General features: G+C 54.6%; 21 protein-coding genes and 1 other annotated feature. Of the genes, 10 read left to right on the plus strand and 11 right to left on the minus strand.

Annotation, left to right across the window (positions count from 1 at the left end; all coding sequences use genetic code 11):
- The first annotated feature begins 151 nt into the window (after positions 1-151).
- Positions 152-1,354 carry an MFS transporter gene (locus tag N5923_RS00430; RefSeq protein WP_267141392.1) on the plus strand — a complete coding sequence of 401 codons (1,203 nt, stop codon included), beginning with the start codon at positions 152-154 and terminating at the stop codon, positions 1,352-1,354.
- 256 nt (positions 1,355-1,610) lie between these two features.
- Entirely contained in the window at positions 1,611-3,299 is a 1,689-nt protein-coding gene (gene ybaL, locus N5923_RS00435; RefSeq protein WP_267141393.1) for a YbaL family putative K(+) efflux transporter, read from the plus strand.
- A gap of 89 nt (positions 3,300-3,388) precedes the next feature.
- Here the strand turns inward: ybaL and N5923_RS00440 are convergent, their stop codons facing one another.
- The 4 genes from N5923_RS00440 to N5923_RS00455 all read right to left on the minus strand — a co-directional run bounded on the left by N5923_RS00440 (position 3,389) and on the right by N5923_RS00455 (position 7,291).
- The gene (locus N5923_RS00440) at positions 3,389-4,690 is read right to left on the minus strand and encodes an inosine/guanosine kinase (protein ID WP_267141394.1); all 1,302 of its coding nucleotides are present in this window, start codon (positions 4,688-4,690) and stop codon (positions 3,389-3,391) included.
- A 59-nt stretch (positions 4,691-4,749) separates the two neighbouring features.
- Complete coding sequence (gene hemH, locus N5923_RS00445) at positions 4,750-5,709, minus strand: ferrochelatase (protein ID WP_267141395.1); 960 nt, start codon at positions 5,707-5,709, stop codon at positions 4,750-4,752.
- Between the two features lie 122 nt (positions 5,710-5,831).
- Positions 5,832-6,476 carry an adenylate kinase gene (gene adk / locus N5923_RS00450; protein WP_267141396.1) on the minus strand — a complete coding sequence of 215 codons (645 nt, stop codon included), beginning with the start codon at positions 6,474-6,476 and terminating at the stop codon, positions 5,832-5,834.
- A 200-nt stretch (positions 6,477-6,676) separates the two neighbouring features.
- Positions 6,677-7,291: a DUF6024 family protein gene (locus N5923_RS00455; RefSeq protein ID WP_267141397.1), complete on the minus strand. Its 615-nt coding sequence runs from the start codon at positions 7,289-7,291 to the stop codon at positions 6,677-6,679.
- A 242-nt stretch (positions 7,292-7,533) separates the two neighbouring features.
- Here N5923_RS00455 and N5923_RS00460 point away from each other — a divergent pair, with 242 nt between their 5' ends.
- Positions 7,534-8,406: a LysR substrate-binding domain-containing protein gene (locus N5923_RS00460; RefSeq protein ID WP_267141398.1), complete on the plus strand. Its 873-nt coding sequence runs from the start codon at positions 7,534-7,536 to the stop codon at positions 8,404-8,406.
- Positions 8,407-8,485: 79 nt separating this feature from the next.
- Here N5923_RS00460 and htpG read toward each other — a convergent pair whose 3' ends face one another.
- The 6 genes from htpG to N5923_RS00490 all read right to left on the minus strand — a co-directional run bounded on the left by htpG (position 8,486) and on the right by N5923_RS00490 (position 14,565).
- Positions 8,486-10,354, minus strand: coding sequence for a molecular chaperone HtpG (htpG, locus tag N5923_RS00465; protein ID WP_267141399.1), 1,869 nt, complete (start codon positions 10,352-10,354; stop codon positions 8,486-8,488).
- 104 nt (positions 10,355-10,458) lie between these two features.
- A complete protein-coding gene (recR, locus tag N5923_RS00470) occupies positions 10,459-11,064 on the minus strand; it encodes a recombination mediator RecR (protein ID WP_026111470.1) in 606 nt (201 codons plus the stop codon).
- Positions 11,064-11,393, minus strand: a complete 330-nt coding sequence (locus N5923_RS00475; protein ID WP_017799391.1) for a YbaB/EbfC family nucleoid-associated protein — start codon at positions 11,391-11,393, stop codon at positions 11,064-11,066. Before N5923_RS00475 ends, recR begins: the two co-directional genes overlap by 1 nt.
- Positions 11,394-11,447: 54 nt before the next feature.
- Positions 11,448-13,376 carry a DNA polymerase III subunit gamma/tau gene (gene dnaX, locus N5923_RS00480; protein WP_267141400.1) on the minus strand — a complete coding sequence of 643 codons (1,929 nt, stop codon included), beginning with the start codon at positions 13,374-13,376 and terminating at the stop codon, positions 11,448-11,450.
- Positions 12,051-12,112, minus strand: a sequence feature (DnaX frameshifting element). Its footprint overlaps the gene before it by 62 nt.
- A gap of 103 nt (positions 13,377-13,479) precedes the next feature.
- Positions 13,480-14,031: an adenine phosphoribosyltransferase gene (gene apt, locus N5923_RS00485; RefSeq protein ID WP_017800971.1), complete on the minus strand. Its 552-nt coding sequence runs from the start codon at positions 14,029-14,031 to the stop codon at positions 13,480-13,482.
- Between the two features lie 156 nt (positions 14,032-14,187).
- Positions 14,188-14,565 carry a DUF454 family protein gene (locus tag N5923_RS00490; RefSeq protein ID WP_267141401.1) on the minus strand — a complete coding sequence of 126 codons (378 nt, stop codon included), beginning with the start codon at positions 14,563-14,565 and terminating at the stop codon, positions 14,188-14,190.
- Between the two features lie 57 nt (positions 14,566-14,622).
- Between N5923_RS00490 and priC the strand changes: the two genes are divergently transcribed.
- The 3 genes from priC to rsmS all read left to right on the plus strand — a co-directional run bounded on the left by priC (position 14,623) and on the right by rsmS (position 15,651).
- The gene (gene priC, locus N5923_RS00495) at positions 14,623-15,159 is read left to right on the plus strand and encodes a primosomal replication protein (protein ID WP_267141402.1); all 537 of its coding nucleotides are present in this window, start codon (positions 14,623-14,625) and stop codon (positions 15,157-15,159) included.
- A gap of 72 nt (positions 15,160-15,231) precedes the next feature.
- Positions 15,232-15,477, plus strand: a complete 246-nt coding sequence (locus tag N5923_RS00500) for a GlsB/YeaQ/YmgE family stress response membrane protein (RefSeq protein ID WP_267141403.1) — start codon at positions 15,232-15,234, stop codon at positions 15,475-15,477.
- 24 nt (positions 15,478-15,501) lie between these two features.
- The gene (gene rsmS / locus N5923_RS00505; protein ID WP_267141404.1) at positions 15,502-15,651 is read left to right on the plus strand and encodes a pleiotropic regulatory protein RsmS; all 150 of its coding nucleotides are present in this window, start codon (positions 15,502-15,504) and stop codon (positions 15,649-15,651) included.
- Here the strand turns inward: rsmS and acrR are convergent.
- Positions 15,642-16,277 carry a multidrug efflux transporter transcriptional repressor AcrR gene (gene acrR / locus N5923_RS00510; RefSeq protein ID WP_267141405.1) on the minus strand — a complete coding sequence of 212 codons (636 nt, stop codon included), beginning with the start codon at positions 16,275-16,277 and terminating at the stop codon, positions 15,642-15,644. The genes rsmS and acrR overlap by 10 nt on opposite strands.
- Positions 16,278-16,418: 141 nt before the next feature.
- On the opposite strand from acrR, the gene N5923_RS00515 reads away from it, so the two are divergent.
- From N5923_RS00515 to ykgO, 4 genes are all read left to right on the plus strand, one after another.
- Positions 16,419-17,609 (plus strand): efflux RND transporter periplasmic adaptor subunit, encoded by a 1,191-nt coding sequence (locus N5923_RS00515; RefSeq protein WP_267141406.1) that lies wholly within the window; start codon positions 16,419-16,421, stop codon positions 17,607-17,609.
- Positions 17,610-17,626: 17 nt separating this feature from the next.
- Positions 17,627-20,779, plus strand: coding sequence for a multidrug efflux RND transporter permease subunit AcrB (acrB, locus tag N5923_RS00520; protein ID WP_267145185.1), 3,153 nt, complete (start codon positions 17,627-17,629; stop codon positions 20,777-20,779).
- A 141-nt stretch (positions 20,780-20,920) separates the two neighbouring features.
- Entirely contained in the window at positions 20,921-21,178 is a 258-nt protein-coding gene (locus N5923_RS00525) for a type B 50S ribosomal protein L31 (protein ID WP_267141408.1), read from the plus strand.
- Between the two features lie 14 nt (positions 21,179-21,192).
- Positions 21,193-21,333, plus strand: coding sequence for a type B 50S ribosomal protein L36 (ykgO, locus tag N5923_RS00530; protein WP_017800962.1), 141 nt, complete (start codon positions 21,193-21,195; stop codon positions 21,331-21,333).
- Positions 21,334-21,445 lie beyond the last annotated feature (112 nt).

Consider the following 21,445-nt stretch of genomic DNA (forward strand, 5'->3'; position numbering starts at 1 on the left):
TGCCGCAGCTTTATGACCGTACCCAGTCAGCATTGTTATGGATATGTTAGTAATCGCACGCAGAACCATTGCAATAGCGGCGACAACCCGTTTGAATAACCCCTGCGCTATTGTCCGGCGCCATAACAATACTCAATATTCAGGTTAATTAATGGCAAGCGAACAAACCCTCTCTGCATCTCCGGCGGCGCCACGGCGTACCGCTTTCGGCGTGCTGGGCGCAATCAGCCTGGCGCATCTGTTAAATGATATGATTCAGTCGTTGATCCTGGCGATCTACCCGCTACTGCGCAGCGAGTTATCCCTTAGCTTTGTGCAGATCGGTTTGATCACCCTGACCTTCCAGGTCACCGCCTCACTGCTGCAACCGCTTATCGGCCACTATACCGATAAACATCCACAGCCATGGTCACTGCCGATTGGCATGGGTTTTACCCTTTCTGGTCTGCTGCTGCTGGCGGTAGCGCAAAGTTTCCCGCTGATTCTGCTGGCCGCCGCGCTGGTAGGCACCGGATCTTCCGTATTCCATCCTGAATCCTCGCGCGTGGCACGTATGGCATCCGGGGGGCGTCACGGTCTGGCGCAGTCACTGTTCCAGGTCGGCGGCAATCTCGGCAGCTCGCTTGGCCCGTTGCTGGCGGCGATCATTATTGCGCCTTACGGTAAAGGTAATGTGGCCTGGTTTACCCTCGCGGCGCTACTGGCGATTGTGGTATTGCTGCAAATCAGCCGCTGGTATCAGACTCAGCATCGCGTGGCGAAAAGCGGCCCGACGGCAGAGGTGAAAAACCCGCTGCCACGCAACAAGGTGGCGCTGGCGATCGCTATTTTATTGCTGCTGATATTTTCCAAATATTTTTATCTCACCAGCCTCAGCAGCTATTACACCTTTTATTTAATCCATAAGTTTGGCCTGTCGGTACAGGATGCGCAGTTGCATCTGTTTGCCTTTCTGTTTGCCGTCGCCGCCGGTACGGTGATTGGCGGGCCGCTGGGCGATAAGATTGGCCGTAAGTATGTTATCTGGGGATCGATCCTTGGTGTTGCGCCCTTTACCCTGCTGCTGCCCTATGCCTCACTGGCGTGGACCGGGGTACTGAGTGTGATTATCGGCCTGATCCTCGCCTCGGCGTTCTCCGCGATTCTGGTGTATGCGCAGGAGCTGATGCCGGGCCGCATTGGCATGGTTTCGGGGCTGTTTTTCGGCTTTGCTTTTGGCATGGGTGGCATCGGCGCAGCAATTTTAGGCCTGGTGGCGGATCGCACCAGCATTGAGTTGGTCTATCAAATCTGTGCTTACCTGCCGCTTCTCGGCATTCTTACCGCTTTCCTGCCGGATAATCGGCACAAATAGCCCCTTTATGCGGCGGATATTTGCGAATCGTGCCGCACCTTTCTGCGATAAAATACCGTCCGTTTTATGATGAGTGGGAGAAATCCCGCTCATCTGCCGAAGTCGGCGCCATTTTCATATTTTTTGCACTTATCACCATTATTGACAAGCGCGCACCAGAAATTTGCCATAAACTGAATACTTACAACCGGACACATTTGCTTACCCTCAAAGTCGCTGCAATGTCAGATACGAAGAGGGATACAAGGAGACAGGCATGCATCACACTACGCCGCTTATCACGACAATTGTCGGAGGCCTTGTTCTCGCCTTCCTCTTTGGCATGCTGGCTAACCGGCTACGCATCTCACCTTTAGTGGGTTATCTGTTAGCTGGCGTCTTAGCTGGCCCTTTCACCCCCGGTTTTGTGGCAGATACGAACCTCGCCCCGGAACTGGCTGAACTCGGCGTAATCCTGTTGATGTTCGGTGTCGGTTTGCACTTCTCCCTGAAAGATTTGATGTCGGTTAAATCCATTGCTATCCCCGGCGCCATTGCGCAGATTGCCGTCGCTACACTGCTGGGTATGCTGCTGTCGTGGGCAATGGGCTGGTCGCTGATTACCGGTTTAGTGTTTGGTCTCTGTCTCTCCACCGCCAGTACCGTGGTGCTGTTGCGTGCGCTGGAAGAGCGTCAGTTGATTGACAGCCAGCGCGGACAGATTGCAATTGGCTGGTTAATTGTAGAAGACCTGGTGATGGTGCTGACGCTGGTCCTGCTGCCAGCGATTGCCGGTATGCTGGAAGAAGGCAACGCCAGTTTCTCGATGCTCGCCTGGGATATGGTGTGGACCATCGGTAAAGTGGTGGCGTTTATGGTGCTGATGATGGTGGTCGGCCGCCGCGTGGTGCCGTGGATTCTGGCGAAAAGCGCCGCCACCGGTTCGCGTGAGCTGTTTACCCTTTCGGTATTAGCGCTGGCGCTGGGCATCGCCTTTGGTGCTGTTGAGTTCTTCGATGTCTCCTTTGCACTTGGCGCCTTCTTTGCCGGTATGGTGCTGAACGAGTCGGAGCTCAGCCATCGTGCTGCCCACGATACGCTGCCGCTGCGTGACGCTTTTGCCGTGCTGTTTTTTGTTTCGGTCGGCATGCTGTTTGACCCGATGATCCTGGTGCAGGAACCGCTGGCGGTGCTTGGCGCGCTGGCGATTATCGTGCTGGGTAAATCCATCGCCGCTTACTTGCTGGTGACGCTGTTCGGCCATTCACGCCGTACCGCGCTGACCATTTCCGTCAGTCTGGCGCAAATCGGTGAATTCGCCTTTATTCTGGCCGGACTGGGTATTTCCCTCGGTATTCTCTCCGATGAAGGGCGCAATCTGGTGCTGGCGGCGGCGATTCTGTCGATTATGCTGAACCCGATTCTGTTTACGCTGCTGGAACGTTATCTGGAGAAAACCGAGACGATCGAAGAGCAGACCATGGAAGAGGCGATTGAAGAAGAGAAGCAGATCCCGGTCGATCTCTGTAATCATGCGCTGGTGGTCGGCTATGGTCGCGTTGGCAGTCTGCTCGGTTCGCGTTTAATTGCCGCCGGAGTGCCGATTGTGGTGGTGGAAAACTCACGTCCCCGCGTTGAAGCGCTGCGTGAGCAAGGCATCAAAGCGGTGCTGGGCAATGCCGCGCGTGCCGATACCATGGAACTGGCACGTCTCGATTGCGCACGCTGGCTGTTGCTGACCATCCCCAACGGTTACGAGGCAGGTGAGATCGTGACAGCGGCGCGCGAGAAGCGACCTAATATTGAAATTATTGCCCGCGCGCACTACGACGATGAAGTGGAATATATTATGGAGCGTGGCGCCGATCGCGTGGTGATGGGCGAACGTGAAATTGCCAATAGCATGCTGAATATGTTGCAGCTGGAGCTGGAAAAAGATCCGCAGCCGCAGGAGTGTCCGATTTAGTCATAGCCGGGAGGCGAAAACGCCTCCCCTACAACTCGACAGGGGTGGCGTTCTCGCCGCCCCTGTCGATGGTTTGCACCTGCCGTAATCTACCTTTCCCAGTATGCCTCTTCCAGACTGTCTTCACGCTCTGGCAGACCCCGGGTTAAACGCGGCGAATGCTGGTTTAACACCTGATAGCTGACGCGGTTGGCATACTTGCACACCTGCGCCAGTGATGAATAAGTCAGATAGCTGCGCCCATGCTTGCTGGAGTTCGGCACATTGCTGCGATGGTAGTTATTGGCGGTAATATCATGCAGCAGCGCCGCCAGCGCGCCATCACCGGCGCCATTGGTATTCATAATTTTCTCCGGCCCGCCCATATAAGGGGCGATATGCGAGAAAATACGCAGCGGCTGCTGACAATCCTGATGACGCATGGCGCGGCTGAATTCGTACAGGTTAAACTCCGGGATCACCCCTGGCAGCAGCGGATGGTTGGTCTTACGCTTGCCTTCATCCTCGGTAAAACCGGCCATATACAGACCATTTGGCCCGGCGGTACACAGTACCAAATCGACCCAATCCAGTGCCTTATCGGCCGCCTGCAGCGGATCGCTAAAACCGGTCAGCTCCTGCGCTTCATCTTCATTCATCGCCACAATCGATACATGATCGCGCAGGAAGTCGCGCCAGAACTGCGGATTATCGGCAATCACATATTTGGTGCCCAGCGTCAGTACCACCGGTACATTGTGTTTTTTCGCCAGTTCAATGGCTTTCATCGTCGCCTGCGGCATCGGCTCGCCCGGCTTACAGCGCACCAGATAGGAAGTCAGTACCAGCGCCGACGCACCGGCAATCACCGCTTCAGGGATACTCTCTTCACGCAGCTGATTCATCATGCCCGGACTGATGGCGAAAGTACGCTCACCGTTATCGCCAATCAGCGTAAAACAGCGGCCAATGGCGCCATCAACGCCTTGCAGATAGTTAAGATCGGTACGGCTGGAGGTATTGCACAGATAACGATAGGCGTAGCCGCCAATCTGCACATTGTTGCACATCACGCCGAGTAGTACGGAGCGGTCATCCGCCAGTACCGAGTAGTTGTGCAGCGTATTACCAATGGTGCCGCCTGCAAACTGATGGCTGATCAGCTGGTCACGCATCAGTTCGCTGTACAGCGCTTCCGCCACATCATCATCAATCACCAGCGAATGGCCCGCGCTCAGGCCATAGCGCGCCACAAACGCATCATCCACTTTGGCTTCAATATCCACCAGCGTCTGATCGATACCCACCACCCAGCTGCTGACGTTTTCCGGCGGGAGTTGGGTTTGCAGTAACGGATCGCGGGCGCTGACGGGGAAGTAGTGTTTAGATTTGCGTTTGCCGGGAAATTTCATGATCGATAGCTTCGGAAGAATTCAGGCCGTAAATAGTATCATATTCACGGCCCTCACGGTCAGCGCTGGCGGTTAACCAGTTCCACCATCATCTCAATATGTCCGGCATCATCATTCAGCGCCGGAATATATTCAAATTTGCGGCCACCGGCATGCATAAAGAATTCGCGGTTCTGCTCACTGATCTCCTCAAGGGTTTCAAGGCAGTCAGCGGAGAAGCCAGGGCTCATAATCTGAATATGCTTCACACCTTTGGCCGGCAAACTTTTCAGCGTCTCATCGGTATAAGGCGTCAGCCACGGCTCGCGGCCAAAGCGCGACTGGAAGGTGAGCATTACATCGCCCGCAGCCAGCCCCAGTGCCGCCGTCAGTGCTGCGCAGGTATCGTGGCAGCGCTGTGGATAATCATCACCTTCATCGGCGAAGCGTTGCGGAATACCGTGGAACGACATTACCAGCAGATCGGGCTTGCCATGCACTGCGAAAGAGCGCTCAACCGAGGCCTTCAGCGCGGCAATGTATGCCGGATGTTCGGCGTAATCGCGAATAAACTGCACATCCGGCAGCGAGCGATAGCCCGCGAATACGCTGGTTAAGCCATCCCATACCGCCGCCACTGTCGAGCAGGAGAATTGTGGATAGAGCGGCAACACAATCAGGCGGGTTACGCCCTGCGCCATCAGGCTGTCTGTCGCGCTTTTCAGGCTGGGATTACCGTAACTCATCCCCAGTTCAACCGGCATATCAAGCCGGGCCGCCAGGGCATTACGCTGACGCTGGCTGTACACCAGCAGTGGTGAACCTTCGTCCATCCATACTGAAGCATACAATTTTGCCACGCGCGGTGAGCGGATCGGCAGGATCGCGCCATTCAGGATCGGCCACCACAACCAACGCGGGGTGTCCACCACCCGTGGATCGCTGAGAAATTGTTTCAGATAACGTTTTACCGCTGGTGTGGTGGGCGCATCAGGCGTCCCTAAATTCACCAGCAATACGCCGGGCTTATCTTGCCTCATTGTTATTCCTTTGATTGGCATAAAAGGGGTCTAAATGAAAACGAGAATGATTGTAGCGAAAAAATGCGGGGGATAAACCGATTGCTGTAACAGGGCCAGGTTAAACCTGGCCCGAAAAGCGATTAACCGAGGATTTTTGCCAGCTCGGCGCTGACTTCAGACACTTTACGCGTGCCGTCAATTTTATGGTACGCGGTGTTACCGGCTGCGGCTTCTTTGCTGTAGTAAGCAATCAGCGGCGCGGTCATCTGATGGTATTCCACCAGGCGCTTACGCACGGTCTCTTCCTGATCGTCTTTACGCGTGGTCAGCTCTTCGCCGGTCACGTCGTCTTTACCTTCTTCTTTCGGCGGGTTATAGGTGACGTGGTAAACACGGCCTGATGGCGCATGCACACGACGTCCGACGATACGATCAACAATCAGTTCGTCGGGAACCGCGAACTCCAGCACGTTATCGACTTTGATGCCCGCTTCTTTCATCGCATCAGCTTGTGGGATGGTGCGCGGGAAGCCGTCTAACAGAAAACCATTGCGGCAATCTTCTTGCGCAATTCGCTCTTTTACCAGCGCAATGACCAGTTCATCGGTTACCAGTTTGCCAGCATCCATAATTTCTTTGGCTTGTTTACCCAGCTCACTGCCTGCTTTGACTGCGGCACGTAACATATCACCGGTGGAGATTTGCGGAATACCGTATTTCTCCATAATGAACTGAGCCTGAGTACCTTTACCTGCGCCCGGAGCGCCGAGCAGAATAATACGCATTGCGTAAATCCCCTTGCGAATCGCATTGATCTAACGAATAAGGGCAAGAACATACCATTAAGCCCCGATATCCACAAGAAAACGGGCGGTTAATCAACCGCAACATTCTGGTTACATCACAGCAAGAAAATCCAGATAAGCGGATGAGTTACAGGGAGTTAACACGCAGAACCCGGCAGAAAGCCCGCCGGTATTTCAGACTAGCGGCATAATGTAACAGCGCCATGAGTGACGGCAACCGGCGCCATTCTGAAAGGCTGCCAGTAGCCATTATTGATAATTGCCAGTGACTTCTCCAGCGGCGTCGCCACGGAGGTCGCCGCTTCAAACAGGCGCAACTCGCTGCGCAACAGGGTACTGAATTCCGCAGTACGCAGGGCAATTATCGTCAGTGCAGGTGAAAGCCCGGCATGCAGATTTAACGGTGCAACAAAAATCGCACTGTCACGCACCAGTTCTTCATGGTGCAGCGTCGCAAAGCTGTGTGAACCATCCACCACCCCTTTACCCGCGCAACCGCGCAAATCGGTAACCTCACCACTGCAAGGATCGACATGGCTGATCAGCGTAACATGACCCGGTTCACCGATTTGCATCGCCGGGCGCTGCAATAGCTCACTGACCGGTTGTTGCAGGGCCTGGCGCGCATGACAGCGCGCCACTTCCTGTTTGTAAAACTGATGGGATAAGATCACCCGGGCAATACGCAGCGACTTCATAAAAAAGATGTCGTGATTTTCCAGCTTATAGTGGCGGGAAAGGGTCTGACGCAGTTCGTTGCGTAGCGCATTAACCTGCTGTTGTGATGGTTCCATGAAATGATTAACTCTTGCTGATAAAGCAGTGCCACAGATGAAGGGTGTTATTTTTTTTATGTTTGTTTAGCGAAGTGTTACTGATGCACGGGTTCCCTGGTGCTGGCGGAAAAATCAGCGCGCACAGAGTGTTACCCGGGCTGACCGCTATTTTCTGTCGCTAAGAGTATGAAAATGCGGCTGGACTTTAAAATGATATAAACAGACAATTCCTGTTAGTTTTTCTCACAGGGATAATATTTATGGCTGGCCTTCCTCCGCTGCGCGCCCTGCGCTATTTCCAGCAGGCGGCGCTGCACAACAGCTTCAGTCTGGCGGCGCAGTCACTGAACGTGACCCACAGCGCCATCAGCCATCAGATTAAACAGCTGGAAGAGTGGCTGGGTAAGCCGCTGTTTATTCGCGCCAATGGTCGGGTACAGCTGACAGCGGATGGTGAGCGCCTGAAAGTGACCTGCACTCGGGCATTTAGCGACATCGAAACCACCTGTGAAAAAATAAGCCTGCGTCATAACAGCAGCCTGACGGTCTCTTCTGCCCCCAGTTTTCTGTCGCAATGGCTGATTCCGCGTATCAGCGACTTCAGCCAGCTCCACCCGACGATTACACTGAACTTCCAGACCCATATGGATGTGGATAAAGTACGCGGCGACCAGACCGATATCCTGATCCTCAGCCATGAGCAGTCTTCCCACGAGGATATTGCCGCAACACTGATCACCGTCGACTATATTGGCCCGGTCTGCTCGGCAAATTTTGCGCAGCCAGTGAGTTACGACACCGATTTCACCACCCTGCCGCTGCTGCATGCCGATACCAAACGCCACGCCTGGGCGGAATGGGCGGAAAAAACCGGCGCGCGCGGTGATTTCTGGGCGGGCAGATATTTCGATAATCTGACGCTGGGCATTCAGGCGGCGCGCAATGGTCTCGGCCTGATGATTACGCCGCAGATTCTGGTGAAAAAAGAGCTGGAGGAAGGCACGCTGGTGGCGCCTGTCGGCTTCGCGGCAATGGATCGTGCGACCTGGATGATGGTCAAGCAGACCAGAAAAGATGAGCAGGAGATTGCGCTGTTTCGGCAATGGTTATTAGCCGAGGCGGCCGGGGAATAAGATGAAAAAGGGCGGCGAAAACGCCGCCCCTACCATAGCCATCGGTCTTGTGCAGGGGCGGCGTTCTCGCCGCCCACTATCAGGCAATCAACAGCTGATTCATACGACGAATAAACTGGTTAGGATCTTCCAGCGTGCCGCGCTCGGCGAACAGCGCCTGCTCCAGCAACAGCTCGATCCACTCGGCAAACTGCGCTTCATCCTGAGTATCCGCCGCGCGTTTCACCAGCGCGTGATCCGGGTTGATCTCAAACAGATACTTCACTTCCGGCACCGCCTGACCCGCGGCGGCAAACAGCTTCGCCATCTGGGTGGTCATATCGTTAGCTTCGGTAGTGACGATGGCTGGCGTATCGGTTAAGCGATGCGTCAGACGCACTTCTTTCACCCGCTCGCCAAGCAGCGTCTTCACCCGCTCGATAAACGGCTCCAGCGCTTTCTCCGCTTCTTTCTGCTCGTCGCTCTCTTCATCCGCCAGTTTGCTTAACGCGTCATCCGCTTTGCTGGCCGACTGGAAGGATTTACCGTCGAACTCAGTCAGATAGCTCATCATCCACTCGTCGATGCGATCGGAGAGCAGCAGCACTTCGATGCCTTTCTTGCGGAACACTTCCAGCTGCGGGCTGCTTTTCGCCGCCGCGTAGCTGTCCGCGGTGATGTAGTAGATCTTATCCTGACCTTCCACCATACGGCTGACGTAATCTTCCAGCGAAACGGTCTGCGTCGCGCCTTCGCTGCTGGTAGAGGCAAAGCGCAGCAGTTTAGCGATGGTTTCCGCGTTGCTGGTATCTTCCGCCGGGCCTTCTTTCAGCACCAGACCAAACTGCTGCCAGAACTGCTGATATTTTTCTGCGTCATCTTTCGCCATTTTCTCCAGCATCTGCAACGCACGCTTGCTTAACGCGCTGCGCAGACTCTGGGTAATGCGGCTGTCCTGCAGAATTTCACGCGATACGTTTAGCGGCAGATCGTTGGAGTCGATCAGACCACGGACGAAACGCAGGTAATTCGGCATAAACTGCTCGGCGTCATCCATAATAAACACGCGCTGCACATAGAGTTTCAGACCATGTTTATGCTCGCGGTTCCACATATCGAACGGTGCCTGCGCCGGAATATACAGCAGGCTGGTGTACTCCTGCTTGCCCTCAACGCGGTTGTGGCTCCAGGCCGCCGGGTCGCTAAAATCATGGGCGATATGCTTATAAAACTCTTTGTATTCGTCTTCGCTGATCTCAGACTTATTACGCGTCCACAGCGCCTGGGCTTTGTTAATTTTCTCCCAGTGGGTGGTGTCATCTTCTTCATTATGCGACTCAATCTCGACCGGCAATGCAATATGGTCGGAGTATTTGCCGATAATGCCGCGCACGCGCCAGGCATCAAGGAACTCATCTTCGCCTTCGCGCAGATGCAGAGTAATTTCGGTCCCGCGATCGGCTTTATCAATATCGGCAATGGTGTAATCGCCTTCGCCTGCTGATTCCCAGTAAACCCCTTCATCTGCGCCAGCACCAGCGGCACGGGTGCGCACCGAGACTTTATCGGCAACGATAAATGCGGAGTAGAAACCGACGCCAAACTGACCAATCAGCTGACTGTCTTTCGCCTGGTCGGAACCCAGCGATTCGAGGAAGGATTTGGTGCCGGATTTGGCAATGGTGCCCAGGTTTTCAATGACTTCATCACGGCGCATACCGATACCGTTATCGCTAAGCGTGATGGTGCGTTGTTCCTTGTTCACCGAAACCCGTACCCGCAGATCGCCATCACCTTCATACAGCTCAGGGGTGGAGAGCGCGCGGAAACGCAGCTTATCCGCCGCATCGGAGGCGTTGGAAATAAGCTCGCGCAGGAAGATTTCTTTATTTGAATAGAGCGAATGGATCATCAGATGCAGAAGCTGTTTCACTTCTGACTGGAAGCCACGGGTCTCTTGTCCTTTCATGGTCATTGATACCTCAACAAATCAGGTTTATTGAATGATGAGGAGGAGATGGGGATGAAAAAAAACTTTTCAAGCAGGTACGGAAACACCGTACCTGTGAATGCTTAAAATTTAATCTTCTGACGTCCTGCCAGCGAGTGCGACAGGGTGGTACCGTCGACCATTTCCAGCTCGCCGCCCATTGGCACGCCATGGGCAATACGACTGGCGTCGACGCCATATTGCCCGCACAGCTCAGCAATATAGTTAGCAGTGGCTTCCCCTTCTACCGTTGGGTTGGTAGCGAGGATCACTTCGACAATGGTTTCACGTTCCAGACGCTGCTCCAGACGATCCAGCCCAATATCATTGGGGCCGATACCGTCCAGCGGCGAAAGATGGCCCATCAGCACAAAGTAGCGACCGGCAAACTGCCCGGTCTGCTCAATGGCATGAATATCGGCCGGGCTCTCCACCACGCAAATCTGGCCATTCTGCTGACGTCGCGGATTGGCGCAGATGGTGCAGATATCCTGTTCGGTAAAGGTATGGCAATCCTTACAGTGACCGATTTCGGACATCGCCCGCGTCAGCGCCTGCGCCAGACGCATGCCGCCGCTGCGATCGCGCTGCAGCAGCTGAAAAGCCATGCGCTGCGCTGATTTAGGCCCGACTCCGGGTAAACAGCGCAGCGACTCCATCAATGTTTCGAGGAGTGGGCTGGTTTGCATCAGAACGGCATCTTAAAGCCCGGCGGCAACTGCATACCGCTGGAAACTGCTGCCATTTTCTCTTTCTGCGTTTCAGCCACACGGCGCGCCGCATCGTTAAATGCCGCCGCAACCAGGTCTTCGAGCATATCTTTGTCATCTTCCAACAGGCTTGGATCGACTTCCACACGACGGCAGTTATGCGCGCCGTTGATGGTGACTTTAACCAGACCTGCGCCGGACTCACCGGTCACTTCCATTGCAGCAATCTCTTCCTGCACCTGGGCCATTTTGTCCTGCATTTGCTGGGCCTGCTTCATCAGGTTGCCCAAACCGGCTTTACCAAACATAGTCTTCTCTCTCAGCTCAGGCCGCGTAATCGTCGGATACGCTTAGGCGGCGGTTCAAACGGGGCGGATACTCTCTTCATCCAGGTCGGCATCAAAGAACCGGCGCAGAGTCTGAATATGAGTATCCGCGATTATCGACTGGCGCGCCTGCGCCAGCTTCTCTTCATAAATGGCCTGTCGCCACTCCAGCGGCGTTAACACCGCCGGATTATCGTCTTCGACGATGGTCAGTTCAACCGGCTGTCCGGCCGCCTGACTTAATGCTTCGGCCAGCACCTTCTGCGCGGAAGGGGAGTTAAGATGTCGCTGACCAGCGCGTAAATGCAAACAGACACCCTGCTCAGTCTGTTCTTTCCACGCATTTAATGCCAGCTGCTGCACCAGTTTCGGAATGGTCATGGCGGCGATTTCCGCCGCCCAGGCATCACGCTGCTGTGACTCTTCCGTCAGCTTGCCCGCCAGTTCCGGCGTCTTTTCATGCTCTAACGCCGAACGCAGCGCTTTCGGCGTCGCCACCACTTCCGCCTTCACTTCCTGCGGATTTTGCGCCGTCCAGCGATACGCCTCTTTTTTTACCGCCGCGACAGATTCGGCAACAGCGGCTTGCTGTCGCTTCTGACCGCGTTCGGTAACTGAAGCCAACCGCTCCAGTGCCGAACTCGCCGGCCGCGCACCTGGCGCCGCCGGCTCACTCTTTTTTAGTTTGGTCGCTCCCTGCTGGCGCATCAGTTGGGTGCGCGCCTGCAGAAGCTGGCTGGTAGCATCAGGTAAATTGCCCGCCGCTTCCGGCGCACTGTGCGCTGCCGGGGGTTGCGACGGCGGCGTGACGGGGACTTCCGGCTGTGGCTGCGCCTGCGGCGTCATCGTCGGACGTGCGGCTGGTTCGGCAATCACCTGGCGTGGATGAAAGGCCAGCGCGCGCAGCAGGGTCATCTCGACGCCCATACGGCGATCCGGCGCCAGCGCCAGCTCTTTACGCCCGACCAGTAAAGTCTGGTAATAGAGCTGAACATCCGCCGGCGGCAGCACTCGCGCCAGTTCGCGCAGACGCTGTTCAGTCGCCGCCTGCTCGTCGCCCATCGCCGACGGCAACAGCTGCACCATCGCGATACGGTGCAGCAAACGCAGCATTTCAACCAGCAGCGCTTCCCACTCGACGCCGCGCGACGCCGCCTGGTTCAGCAGCGTCATCACCTGCTGACCTTCAGCATTGACCAGCGCTTCGATTAGCGCCAGCGGCTGCTCATCATCCAGCGTGCCAAGCATCGCGTTAACGGTGTCAGTGGTAATTTGCCCCTGTCCCATCGCGATGGCCTGGTCGGTCAGACTCAGCGCATCACGCATACTGCCGTCGGCGGCGCGCGCCATCAGCTGTAATGCACGGGTTTCCGCACTGATATTCTCTTCTTTAAGCACATGCTCCAGCTGGCCGCGGATCTGTCCGACATCCAGCGCTTTCAGATGGAATTGCAGACAGCGTGACAAGATGGTCACCGGCAGTTTTTGCGGATCGGTGGTTGCCAGCAGGAATTTGACGTGTGATGGCGGCTCTTCCAGCGTTTTCAACAGGGCGTTGAAGCTGTGGCGCGACAGCATATGCACTTCGTCAATCAGATAGACTTTGAAACGACCGCGCGCCGGAGCGTACTGCACGTTGTCCAGCAGGTCACGGGTGTCTTCAACTTTGGTGCGCGAGGCGGCATCGATCTCAATCAGATCGACAAAGCGCCCCTGCTCAATTTCACGGCAGTTATCACACTGGCCGCACGGCGTCGCCGTAATACCGGTTTCGCAATTCAGTCCTTTCGCCAGCAAACGCGCAATAGTGGTCTTTCCCACACCGCGGGTGCCGGAAAAAAGATAAGCGTGATGGATGCGGCCGAGCGACAGGCCATTCGCCAGCGCTGTCAGGACATGCTCCTGACCGACAACATCAGTAAACGCTTGTGGACGCCACTTGCGGGCAAGTACCTGATAGCTCATTAATTCGCGGAATTTGTCAGTGAAACAGAGGGTAATGCTAACACAGCCCCACCTTTACGGCGAGGCTGAAGAATATGAGAATCTGGAAGAACCCGGGCTGGAATCAATGACCCGGAAAGGCAACCAGGCTGTAGCTGTTAACGCCCATCGCTTTCAGACGCGCTTCACCGGTCAAGTCGAACAGGTTGATCACAAAAGCAGCGTCTTTCACTTCACCACCGGCACGGCGGATCAGTTTCACCGTGGCTTCGATGGTGCCGCCGGTCGCCAGCAGATCGTCAACCACCAGCACCACATCACCGGCGCCAATCGCGTCACAGTGCAGTTCGAGGCTGTCGGTGCCGTACTCTAACTCATAGCTTTCGCTGAAGGTTTTACGCGGCAGTTTGCCTGGCTTACGCACCGGGACAAAACCGACGCCCAGTGCCAGCGCAACCGGCGCCCCAAACAGAAAACCGCGCGCTTCAGTGCCCACGACTTTAGTAATGCCACTATTGCGATAGCGATCAACTAACAGTTCAATGGCAGTGGCATACGCTTTCGGATCTTCCAGCAGGCTGGTTACGTCACGAAACAGGATGCCCGGCTTTGGATAATCCGGGATGCTTTTGATACTGTCTTTAAGGAATTCAAGCTGCTGCGCAGTCGCGGTCATAATATTATGCCTGGTAAAAACGAATCTGACTCACGCAGCTTCACTCCATACTGACAGTCAAAAACTGCAGACGGAGGAGATAAATCAGGGAAGCCGCGCACGAAAACGACCAAATCTAAGCAAAGTGTCTGGCAAATGCAACCTTGAAGCGGGAAATCAGCGGTTTTGTTGTTCTTTCTCAACTACCGGCAGGCGCAACATAAAGATCACCAGTACACAGAGCATGCATGCCAGTAGAATACGTAACCAGAGTATTTTTACCAGCCATAGCGAGACGGCGAAAGTGATAATGATAAAAAGTATCGCCCGCCCTTTGGCTTTGGGCGGTAAAGCACGATGCTGTTGCCAGTGGCGAATGTAACTACCAAACCATGAGCGGTAAAGTAACCAGTGGTGAAAGCGCGGCGACGAGCGTGCAAAACACCAGGCCGCCAGCAGAATAAACGGCGTGGTGGGCAACAGCGGCAGAACCACGCCCAGTGTGCCAAGGGCAATCGCCAGCCAACCGACAACTAATAATAATATGCGCTGCATAGTGCGACCTGAATTAATCATGCTGTGGCTACTTTAACACAGCACCGGAGAAGCAAAATGAGAAGCTCGCTATTACTGCAACAGCTGGACAGCCGCGTGGAACAGCTGGCAAAGCGTGTTGCGCCGCTGGCTGGCAGGCGTGCCCGCCGGGCGCGCTTTGATAACCAGCTGTTTCATTGTCAGAGTCTGCGCCTTGGCGACTATCTGCTGGAAATCCGCGAAACCCTGCTGCAACTGCGGCACGCCGTTGACGACAGTCACACCGAGCGCCTCGCCTGGCTGGCGGAACGCGTGGTGCTGCAAATCGGCGCGCTGCAGCGTGAGATCGCCACCCTGCCGTTGCGCGATCAGGAAGGTGGCGGCAGCAAACGCGCCGCGACGATCTATCAGAAGCTGGCCGATCACCAGGAGTTTGAACGCCGTCTGCTGCAGATGATTGCCGAGCGTGAAAGCCTGCTCGGCCAGCAGGAGACACTGATCCAGCAGCAAAAAATGCAGCAGGAGCTGGAGGCGCTGGAAGCGCGCGTGCAGCGCTGCCGCGCGGCCTTAAAAGAGATCGAGCAGGAGATCGCCCGGCGCGAGGAGCAGCAGTAAGCGGCACGCGGCTGCCACTTCAGTGGATGGCGGGCTATACTGGACAGGCAATTTTCACCGCGGAGCAACAGAATGGGACTTCTCTCCTGGATTGTTATCGGCTTAATCGCCGGTTTACTGGTACGCAAGTTTTTCCCGGGCCGTCAGGGGGGATCGATTCCCACTCTGGTGCTGGCGCTGGTCGGCGCGCTGGTCGGCGGCTATATCAGCAGCTATTTCAGCTGGGGAACGCTGGCCACCATTGAACCGCGCGCACTGTTGCTGGCGCTGCTGGGCGCGCTGGTGATGCTGCTGGTGGCGAAGATACTACGTTTATAATCACCCATTTAATGGAGTCGCGCGATGTCACTAGAGAACGCCCCCGATGAGGTCAAACTGGCGGTAGATTTGATTATGCTGCTGGAAGAGAATCGGCTGGCGCCGCAAACGGTGCTGGCGGCGCTGGCGATTGTTAAGCGGGATTTTGAAAAAAAACTGGCGACTCAGGACTGACGTAGCGTCGGGCTGTTCATCAGCATATCGATCAGGGTTTCTACTAATAGCGGCGCGTCGGCCGCCAAATCGAAGCTGTCAGGCATAAACAGCCAGTTTTCCATGATTCCGCTGACATAACCGCGCATTATCACCGCCGCGCGACGGGTATTGAGTTCAGCGGGTAATTGTTCCCGCTCAATGCAACTACGCAGGACTTCTTCAATTTTTTCGTAACACTCAAGATATAAATTTTGCTGCATCATTTGCAGAGTGGTCATTTCACCGACAAACTCACACTTATGGAAAATAATTTCCATAAGTGACCTTCTCCGCTGGTCGCGCGCCGTGGACTCAAATACATAGTTAAGCATCGCACGCATAACGGAAAGTGGATCGTCAGGGTATTTTATTTGATACTCAGTCTCTAAGTCGTCCATTCCGGACTCAGACTGTGACCAAATCTCGTTCAGCAAGTCAGCTTTATTTTTGAAATGCCAGTAAATCGCACCACGCGTCACACCTGCGGCTTGAGCAATGTCCGCCAGTGATGTCGCGGAGACACCATCTTCAGAAAACCGGGTTATCGCTGCATCAATAATTTGATTCCGCGTTTCAAGGGCTTGCTGTTTGGTTTTTCGTGCCATAAGGGTGTTTTTTACAAAAGGGTAGATTTACATACATTTGCGAATGTATGTAACATAGCACGACCATAATTTAAACGCAGCAATGGGTTTAACGGTTTGTGATCCATTGAACAATCGATATCGGAAACTCGAGGTTTATTTATGAACAAAAACAGAGGGTTAACGCCTCTGGCGGCCGTCCTGATGCTATCAGGCAGCTTAGTGCTAACAGGATGTGATGAAAATAAATCCCAGGAAGCCGGCCAGCAACAAGCACCTGAGGTTGGCATTGTCACCTTAAAAAGCGCGCCACTTAAAATGACCACCGAGCTACCGGGCAGAACCTCTTCCTTCCGCGTTGCAGAAGTGCGCCCACAAGTTTCGGGCATTATTTTGAAGCGGAATTTCGTTGAGGGAAGCGATATCAAAGCAGGGGAATCCCTGTATCAGATCGACCCGGCCACTTACCAGGCGGCTTACGACAGCGCCAAAGGTGATCTGGCTCAGGCTAACGCTAACGCGCAGATCGCCGCGGTAACCGTCAAACGTTATAAACCGCTGCTGGGCACTAAATATATCAGCCAGCAGGATTATGACCAGGCCATCGCCACCGCCAGCCAGACCGCAGCAGCGGTACAGGCAGCGAAAGCGAATGTCGAAACGGCGCGGATTAACCTCGCCTACACTAAAGTCACTTCACCGATCAGCGGACGTATTGGGAAATCGTCGGTCACTGAAGGTGCTTTAGTGCAGAGCGCGCAAACCACCGCCCTCGCCACCGTGCAGCAACTTGACCCGATCTATGTTGACGTTACGCAATCCAGCGATGAATTTCTGCGTCTGCGTCAGGAACTGGAGTCAGGCAAACTGAAACAGGATGACGGCAAAGCCAGCGTCACACTGTTAATGCAGGATGGTAGCGCCTATGCCCGCACCGGAACATTAGAATTCTCTGATGTCACCGTGGATGAAACCACCGGCTCCATTACCCTGCGAGCCATGTTCCCGAATCCGGATCAGCGTTTGCTGCCAGGGATGTTTGTTCGTGCCCGTCTGGATGAAGGCACCAACCCGACTGCGCTGCTGGTTCCGCAACAGGCTGTGACCCGTACGCCAACCGGTGAAGCGACCGCGATGGTGATTGGTCAGGATAATAAAGTGGAAGTGCGCAAGCTGACCGCTGAACAGGCGATTGGTGATAAGTGGCTGGTTTCAGCAGGTCTGAAGGATGGCGATAAAGTTATCGTTACCGGTATTCAGCGTGCGAAACCTGGCGCTCAGGTGACTCCGCAGGAAGTAAGTGCAGACGACGCAAAGAAACAAGATGCGTCGGCTGAACAAACCAAGTCATAAACAGGAGCCGCTGATACATGGCTAAGTTCTTTATCGATCGCCCCATTTTTGCCTGGGTTATCGCCATCATTATTATGCTGGCGGGTGCGCTGTCGATTCTTAAACTGCCGATCGAGCAATATCCTAACGTTGCTCCACCGGCGATTGAGATCACCGCGACTTACCCGGGTGCTGATGCGAAAACCTTGCAGGACTCCGTCACGCAGGTCATCGAACAGAATATGAATGGTATCGATGGCCAGATGTACATGAGTTCCAGCAGTGACTCCTCTGGTACCGTGACGCTGACCATTACCTTTGAATCGGGTACCGATCCGGATATCGCGCAGGTTCAGGTGCAGAACAAACTGCAGCTGGCGATGCCGTTACTGCCTCAGGAAGTTCAGCAACAGGGGATTAAAGTTCAGAAATCCTCCAGCAGCTTCCTGATGGTGGCCGGTTTTATCAATGATACCGGCAGCATGACGCAGAATGATATTGCGGACTATGTTGGCTCGAATATCAAAGATCCGATCAGCCGCGTCAGCGGTGTCGGCGATACCCAGCTGTTTGGCGCCCAGTACGCGATGCGTATCTGGATGGATCCGCATAAGCTGAATAACTATCAGCTGACGCCGGTGGATGTGATCACCGCGATTACCAATCAGAACGCCCAGGTCGCAGCCGGTCAGCTTGGTGGTACGCCACCGGTGAAAGGCCAGCAGCTGAACGCCTCAATTATTGCGCAGACACGTCTTACCTCCAACGATGAGTTCGGCAAAATTTTGCTGAAGGTCAACGCGGATGGTTCGCAGGTCCGCCTGCACGATGTGGCGAAAATTGAACTGGGTGGGGAAAACTACGAGATTGTTGCCCGTTACAATGGCCAGCCGGCATCCGGTCTGGGGATTAAACTGGCAACCGGCGCTAACGCGCTGGACACCGCCGCAGCGGTAAAAGCGGAGCTGGCAAAACTGGAACCGTTCTTCCCTGCGGGTCTGAAAGTCGTTTATCCGTATGACACCACGCCGTTCGTTAAAATCTCCATCTTCGAAGTGGTGAAAACCCTCGTTGAAGCGATCGTGCTGGTGTTCCTGGTAATGTATCTGTTCCTGCAAAACTTCCGCGCCACCCTGATCCCAACGATCGCGGTGCCGGTGGTGTTGTTAGGTACCTTTGCCATTATCAGCGCCTTTGGCTATTCGATAAATACCCTGACGATGTTCGGGCTGGTGCTCGCCATCGGGCTATTGGTGGATGACGCCATCGTGGTGGTGGAGAACGTCGAGCGTGTGATGGCGGAAGATGGGCTACCGCCCAAAGAAGCCACGCGCAAATCGATGGATCAAATCCAGGGCGCATTGGTGGGTATCGCACTGGTGCTGTCAGCGGTATTTATTCCGATGGCGTTCTTCGGTGGTTCTACCGGGGTAATCTATCGTCAGTTCTCAATCACCATCGTCTCCGCGATGGTTCTGTCGGTGATTGTGGCACTGGTGCTGACTCCGGCGCTCTGCGCCACCATGCTGAAGCCGATCAAGAAAGGCGATCACGGCAAAACTACCGGTTTCTTCGGCTGGTTTAACCGTATGTTTGATAAGAGCACCCATCACTATACCGACAGTGTGGGCCATATCATTCGCAGTACCGGTCGCTACCTGATTATCTATCTGCTGATTGTGGTGGGTATGGCGTTTCTGTTCCTGCGCTTACCCAGCTCGTTCCTGCCGGAAGAGGATCAGGGTGTCTTCCTGACCATGGCGCAGCTGCCTGCTGGCGCGACGCAAGAACGTACGCAGAAAGTGCTCGACCAGGTGACGGATTACTATCTGACCAAAGAGAAAGAGACGGTCAGCTCAGTGTTTACCGTTAACGGCTTCGGTTTTGCCGGTCGTGGTCAGAACACCGGTATCGCCTTCGTCAGTCTGAAACCATGGGATGAGCGTCCGGGTACCGAGAGCAAAGTTCCGGCGATTACCGCACGTGCCATGGGTGCGCTGTCGGTCATCAAAGATGCGATGGTGATTCCGTTTAACCTGCCAGCGATTGTTGAACTGGGTACTGCCACCGGCTTTGACTTCCAGCTGATCGACCAGGCTAACCTGGGTCACGAGAAGCTGACGCAGGCACGTAACCAGCTGTTTGGTCTGATTGCACAGCACAGCGATACGCTGGTGGGTGTGCGTCCAAATGGCCTGGAAGATACGCCGCAGTACAAACTGGATATTGATCAGGAAAAAGCGGAAGCGCTGGGCGTCTCAATTTCTGATATCAATACCACGCTGCGTGCTTCCTGGGGCGGGACTTACGTCAACGACTTTATCGACCGTGGTCGTGTGAAGAAAGTTTACGTAATGGGTGATGCGCCTTACCGTATGTTGCCAAGTGATATCAATAACTGGTACGTGCGTAACAGCAGTGGCGGCATGGTCTCGTTTAACGCCTTTGCATCGGCGAAATGGGAATATGGTTCACCACGTCTGGAACGCTATAACGGTTTGCCATCGATGGAGATTCTCGGCCAGGCCGCACCGGGCAAAAGTTCCGGCGCTGCAATGGACCTGATGGAAAATCTGGCGGGGCAGTTGCCAACCGGCATCGGCTACGACTGGACCGGAATGTCCTATCAGGAACGCCTGTCCGGTAACCAGGCCCCTGCCCTGTATGCCATCTCGCTGATAGTGGTGTTCCTCTGTCTGGCGGCATTGTATGAGAGCTGGTCGATTCCGTTCGCGGTTATGCTGGTGGTGCCGCTGGGTGTGATCGGTGCGCTGTTGTTCACCACCCTGCGTGGTCTGAACAATGACGTCTACTTTGTGGTGGGCCTGCTGACAACCATTGGCTTGTCGGCGAAGAACGCGATATTAATCGTCGAATTCGCCAAAGATCTGATGGAAAAAGAGGGCAAAGGACTGGTCGAATCGACTCTCGAAGCGGTACGTATGCGTTTACGTCCGATTCTGATGACCTCTCTGGCCTTTATCCTCGGGGTATTGCCACTGACCATCAGTACTGGCGCCGGTTCCGGTTCTCAGAACGCCGTAGGTACAGGCGTAATGGGCGGGATGGTCACGGCGACCGTGCTGGCAATCTTCTTCGTTCCGGTGTTCTTCGTGGTGGTACGTCGCCGCTTTAGTAAACACAAAGAAGAGATTGAACAGGGACATTCAGAACAGCAATCGCATCACTAAGCTTTCACAACAGTGATCAAAAGAGGCCGCAAATGCGGCCTCTTTTTTTTGCCCGTTTTCCGCGATTAAGTTGGGTTGCAATTCTTATCTGGCCGGCGCATAATAATTGTTATGTTATAACATATCTACCCCGGAGCAACGATGAAAGCTGATATCCATCCCCACTATCGTACGGTGGTGTTTCATGACACCAGCGCTGATCACTACTTTAAAGTCGGTTCCACGATTAAAACCGACCGCACCGTCGAGTTTGAAGGGGCGACTTACCCGTACGTGACCCTCGATGTCTCTTCTGCCTCACATGCTTACTACACCGGCAAGCAGAAAGAATTTAGCAAAGAAGGCAGTGCGGCGCGCTTTAATCAGCGCTATGGCAACTTCTTTAATAAAAGCAAATAAGTCAGGGGGCCGTTATGCAGGTACTGAGTTCACTGGCTTCGGCCAAAAAGCGTCATAAAGATTGCATCGTGGTGCGCCGTAAAGGCCGTATCTACGTCATTTGTAAGAGTAACCCGCGCTTTAAGGCGGTTCAGGGAAGAAAGAAAAAACGTTAGTGTCGTATCGTTTATCCCTTTGGGCCGGAAGCACGCTTCCGGCCCTTTTTTTATGCTGCGGGCGGCGAAAACGCCGCCCTTACGTTCAAAATCAAGTAGGGGCGGCGTTCTC

Origin of the sequence: Winslowiella arboricola, assembly GCF_025527015.1 — a bacterium.
Taxonomy (GTDB): Bacteria; Pseudomonadota; Gammaproteobacteria; order Enterobacterales; family Enterobacteriaceae; genus Erwinia; species Erwinia arboricola.